The sequence below is a fragment of the Streptomyces sp. UNOB3_S3 genome, from assembly GCF_020740895.1.
In the GTDB taxonomy this organism is placed as follows: domain Bacteria; phylum Actinomycetota; class Actinomycetes; order Streptomycetales; family Streptomycetaceae; genus Streptomyces.
Genome location: NZ_JAILXP010000507.1, coordinates 1 through 4,000 on the forward strand (window position 1 = coordinate 1; position 4,000 = coordinate 4,000).

Below are 4,000 nucleotides of genomic sequence, written 5' to 3' on the forward strand. Positions count from 1 at the left end.
CCACCGCACCGTCCGCCGCTCCCGCCTCACCCGTCGTGGTCAGCAGCGCCGCCATGGTGCTCGCGGCGGTCACGGTGAACCCTCTTCGCGTCAAACGCCCCATATGCGGATGCTCCTTCTTCCGGTGCTGTCGCGTGAGTCACACCCTTCACGCAGAGCATGCCCGCCCCGGCCCCCTCGCCACCGCCCCGCGCGGAGTAACGTCTTTTCCCAGGGCGGCAGCCGGATGACCTTCGGCCCTCCGCCGGTCGACCGAAGATCAGCGAAAGGCACGATGTGGTGACCGACATCGAACGCGTCGGAGTGGTGGGCTGCGGCCAGATGGGCGCGGGCATCGCGGAGGTGTGCGCCAGGGCCGGCCTGGACGTCAAGGTCGCGGAGACCACCGGCGAGGCCCTGGAACTGGGCCGCACCCGGCTGACCAACTCCCTCCGCAAGGCCGCCGAACGCGGCAAGATCACCGAGGCGGAGCGCGACGCCACCCTGGGCCGGCTGAGCTTCACCACCGACCTCGGCGAATTCGCCGACCGCGATCTGGTGATCGAGGCCGTGGTGGAGAAGGAGCAGGTCAAGACCGAGATCTTCCAGGTCCTCGACCAGGTGGTGACCCGCCCGGACGCCATCCTGGCCTCCAACACCTCCTCCATCCCGCTGGTGAAGCTGGCCGTCGCCACCTCCCGCCCCGACCGGGTCATCGGCATCCACTTCTTCAACCCGGCCCCGGTGCAGAAGCTCGTCGAGCTGATCCCGGCGCTCACCACGAGCGACGACACCATCCGGCGCGCCGAGGCCCTGGTCGGCAAGGTGCTCGGCAAGCACGCCATCCGCGCCCAGGACCGCTCCGGCTTCGTGGTCAACGCCCTCCTCATCCCGTATCTGCTCTCCGCCATCCGGATGTTCGAGTCCGGCATGGCCAGCCGCGAGGACATCGACAACGGCATGGAGCTGGGCTGCGCCCACCCCATGGGCCCCCTCAGGCTCTCCGACCTCATCGGCCTGGACACCGTCGCCTCCGTCGCCGACAGCATGTACGCGGAGTACAAGGAGCCCCTGTACGCCGCTCCCCCGCTGCTCCAGCGGATGGTCGACGCGGGCCGCCTGGGCCGCAAGACGGGCTCCGGCTTCTACACCTACTGACCGTGACCACCGGCGCCCGCCCCGCCTTCACACGGGGTGTGCGCCGGTGACCCGCGAACACCCTCCGCACACGCTCCCGCCCCGCCTGTCCGCGCGATTGACTCGGATCGTCGCACCGACAGCGTCTTCTCGAAAAGGGGTACGGACCGTGACCATCCATCCCGAGCGCACCGCCACCACTCCGGCGGAGCTCGCGGAGCTCCGCCGCAGCCTCGACGTCGGCGTCGTCCGCATCGACGGCCGGCTCGCCCTGCTCTGCCAGCGGAGCGAGCAGGCGGAACGAGACCTCACCGAAGTCGCCGAACGGGTACGGGCCCTGGAGCACGGCCGGTGGCCGCTGCCCTCGCTCGCCGCCCTCACGGGGGTCGCTGCGCTGGCTCTGGCAGTGTGGCAGGCCCTGGCCGGGCGGTGACGCGCCAGCGCCGGGGCGGAACCGCGGTGTGGCGACCGCGGGCCGTCCTGGGCTGGTCGCGCTCACGCGGCGGAGCCGCATATCGAGAACAGCCCCGCGCCCCTTACGGGGCGCGGGAAAGCCACTCAGCCGAGCCGCACGTGGTGCAGCAAAAGCAGCGCGGCGGCCATGTTGGCGGCCGGTACCTCCCCGCGCGCGATCAGGTCCGGCACCAGCTTGAGCGGCACCCACTCACGGCGGTCCGACTCGAAGCCGTCCTCGGGGTCGCCGATGTACTCGGCCTCGTCCGCCCAGTAGATGTGGTGCCGGGCGTCGGTGAGCCCGTTGGACGGCTCGACGGACATCAGGTGCCTGAGCGGGCCCGGCCGCCAGCCGGTCTCCTCCTCCATCTCCCGGGCCGCGGCGACGGCGATGTCCTCGCCGTCCTCGACGACCCCGGCCGCCAGCTCCCAGCCCCAGTTGTCGGTGATGAAACGGTGCCGCCACAGCAGCAGGACCTCATTGGCCGCGTTGACCACGGTGGCCACGGCGACGGGCCGCAACCGGATGAGGAAATGGTCGAGATGACGTCCGTCGGGGAGTTCGACGTCCGCGAGATTGACCTGGAACCAGCGGTTCTCGTAGACGGTCAGCTCCCTGAGATTCTTCCAACGCAACGTTCTGCCACCTTCCGCCGAGGTGGCCACCTCCCGGGCGCCGTCCTGGCGACCTCTCTCACAACGGCACGCGCAGCGCCCCGTCGATCATCTCGGCGGCCTCGGCCGTGGCCGCGCACCCACTTTCGATCAGGTGCTCGCGCACCGCACGGAGCCGGTCCCGTAAGCGCTGCGATTCCATGCCTCTCGCCTGCTCGGTCATCTCCCGCGCGGTGGCCACCGCCTTGTCCGCGTCTCCCTGACGCAGCTCGATGTGCGTGAGCATGGCGAGCCGGTGGACACGGCCCCGGTCGTGGGCGGGGGTGTCGACGGCCCGGTCCGCGTGCTCACGGGCGGGCCCGAGGTCGCCGAGGCTCAGCAGGGCCTCCGCCACCTGTACGTTCACCAGTCCGGGCTGGACATAGCCGGTCTCGGCCGGCTCCAGCCCCCGGTGGATGCGCTCGGCGGCCGCCTCGGCGCGCCGGATGCAGCCCAGCGCCCCCTGGCCGTCGCCGAGCCGGGCGTAGGCCTTGGCCTGCATCGCGTAGAGATCGGCGGCGAGCGCCGGGGTGAGGTCCCGGCCGGCGGCCCGCACCGCGGACTCGGCGAAGGCGACCGCCTGCCGGTACTCCCCCATGAAGAGCGACTGGTTGACGAGGAGGGCGATCACATAGGCGCCCAGGCCGCGGTCGTTGCTGGCCTTGGCGAGCCGGAGGGCCTGGTGGAAGTAGCGCTGGGCCAGGCCGTGGGCGTCGGAGTCGTAGGCGCAGATCCCGGCGACGGCCACCAGCCCCCCGGTGGCCCGGTGCAGCTGACGGCCCATCGCGTCGGAGTAGCCGCCGCGCAGCAGCGGGGCGGCCTCGGCGTTGAGGAAGCCGACGACCCGGGCACGGGTCGCCACGCCGCCCGCCTTGCGGTACATCTGCTCGTAGTGGGCCCGGGCCGCGCGGAGCATCTCGATGTCGGCCATCGAGACCCGGGTCAGCCCGCGCCGGGAGACATCGGCGTCCTCCGGCGGGTTCTCCCACTCCCAGACGGGGATGACGGCGGGGGTCCCGGTGACGGCGGGGGCCCGGACGACGTGCTCGCGCTGCTGCTCGTCGGACCGCCACAGGGCGGTGGCGCGATCGACGAAGCCGGACAGCGGGGTGCCGGGTGCCCGGAGGGCGCCGGGGGTGCCCAGGCCGATGTCGTCGAGGGTCAGCCCGCGGTGCAGCCGCTCGCCGAGGACCTCGCAGATCAGGTCCGGCACCTGGCCCCGGGGCCGCTGGCCCTTCAGCCAGCGGGCGACGGCGGTGTGTTCGTAACGCAACGCCAGCCCCCGGGCCCGGCCCGCCGCGTTGATGTGCGCGGCCAGGCTCGCGTGGGAGATTCCCGCTTCGTCGAGGATGGCGTCGAGCAGTGTGTTGGGCTCCATCCCGCCCTCCGGTGCGCTCGGTGGGATCAGCGTAGTGGAGATCCGTTCGCACGGGGTGTGAACGGGCCACGGGCGTGGGCGCACGTCAGGAGCCCGCGACGAGCGCGCGGGGAGCTCGCGCGGGACGCTCGTTCCGCAGGGCGAGGAGGGCGAAGTCGTCCGCGACCGGCCCTCCGGTGTGGCGCAGCAGCGCGGCCTGGACGCGGGCGACGAGGGTCGCGAGGACGAGGGGTGTGCCACGGGCGGCCTCGGCGAGGGCGCCCGCGAGCGGGAAGAACGTCCCCGAGGCGTCGCGGGCGTCCTCGGCGCCGTCGGTGTGCAGTACCAGCACGTCACCGGGGAGCAGCCGGGTGAGCGGGAGCGGGGGCAGCTCGGCGGGCAGGGGGAGCACCCCGAGCG

General features: G+C 72.6%; 5 protein-coding genes. 2 read left to right on the forward strand and 3 right to left on the reverse strand.

The genetic code is table 11. The annotated features are described in order from the left end of the window. Positions 1-279: 279 nt before the first annotated feature. Positions 280-1,137, forward strand: a complete 858-nt coding sequence (locus K6I33_RS32630) for a 3-hydroxybutyryl-CoA dehydrogenase (RefSeq protein WP_229358235.1) — start codon at positions 280-282, stop codon at positions 1,135-1,137. Between the two features lie 148 nt (positions 1,138-1,285). Further along, entirely contained in the window at positions 1,286-1,549 is a 264-nt protein-coding gene (locus K6I33_RS32635) for a hypothetical protein (protein ID WP_229358236.1), read from the forward strand. A 125-nt stretch (positions 1,550-1,674) separates the two neighbouring features. On the opposite strand, the gene K6I33_RS32640 is transcribed toward K6I33_RS32635, so the two are convergent. The 3 genes from K6I33_RS32640 to K6I33_RS32650 all read right to left on the reverse strand — a co-directional run. Continuing rightward, complete coding sequence (locus K6I33_RS32640) at positions 1,675-2,205, reverse strand: NUDIX hydrolase (RefSeq protein ID WP_229358237.1); 531 nt, start codon at positions 2,203-2,205, stop codon at positions 1,675-1,677. A 58-nt stretch (positions 2,206-2,263) separates the two neighbouring features. Further along, on the reverse strand, positions 2,264-3,601 hold the full coding sequence (locus tag K6I33_RS32645) for a lipopolysaccharide assembly protein LapB (protein ID WP_229358238.1): 1,338 nt from the start codon (positions 3,599-3,601) through the stop codon (positions 2,264-2,266). Positions 3,602-3,686: 85 nt separating this feature from the next. Beyond that, a partial coding sequence (locus K6I33_RS32650; protein ID WP_229358240.1) for a SpoIIE family protein phosphatase occupies positions 3,687-4,000 on the reverse strand: 314 nt, incomplete at its 5' end.

What these genes read in the sequence shown, in the direction of transcription:
- K6I33_RS32645 (WP_229358238.1), bottom strand. Translation starts at nt 3,601, where the DNA reads ATGGAGCCCAACACACTGCTCGACGCCATCCTCGACGAAGCGGGAATC.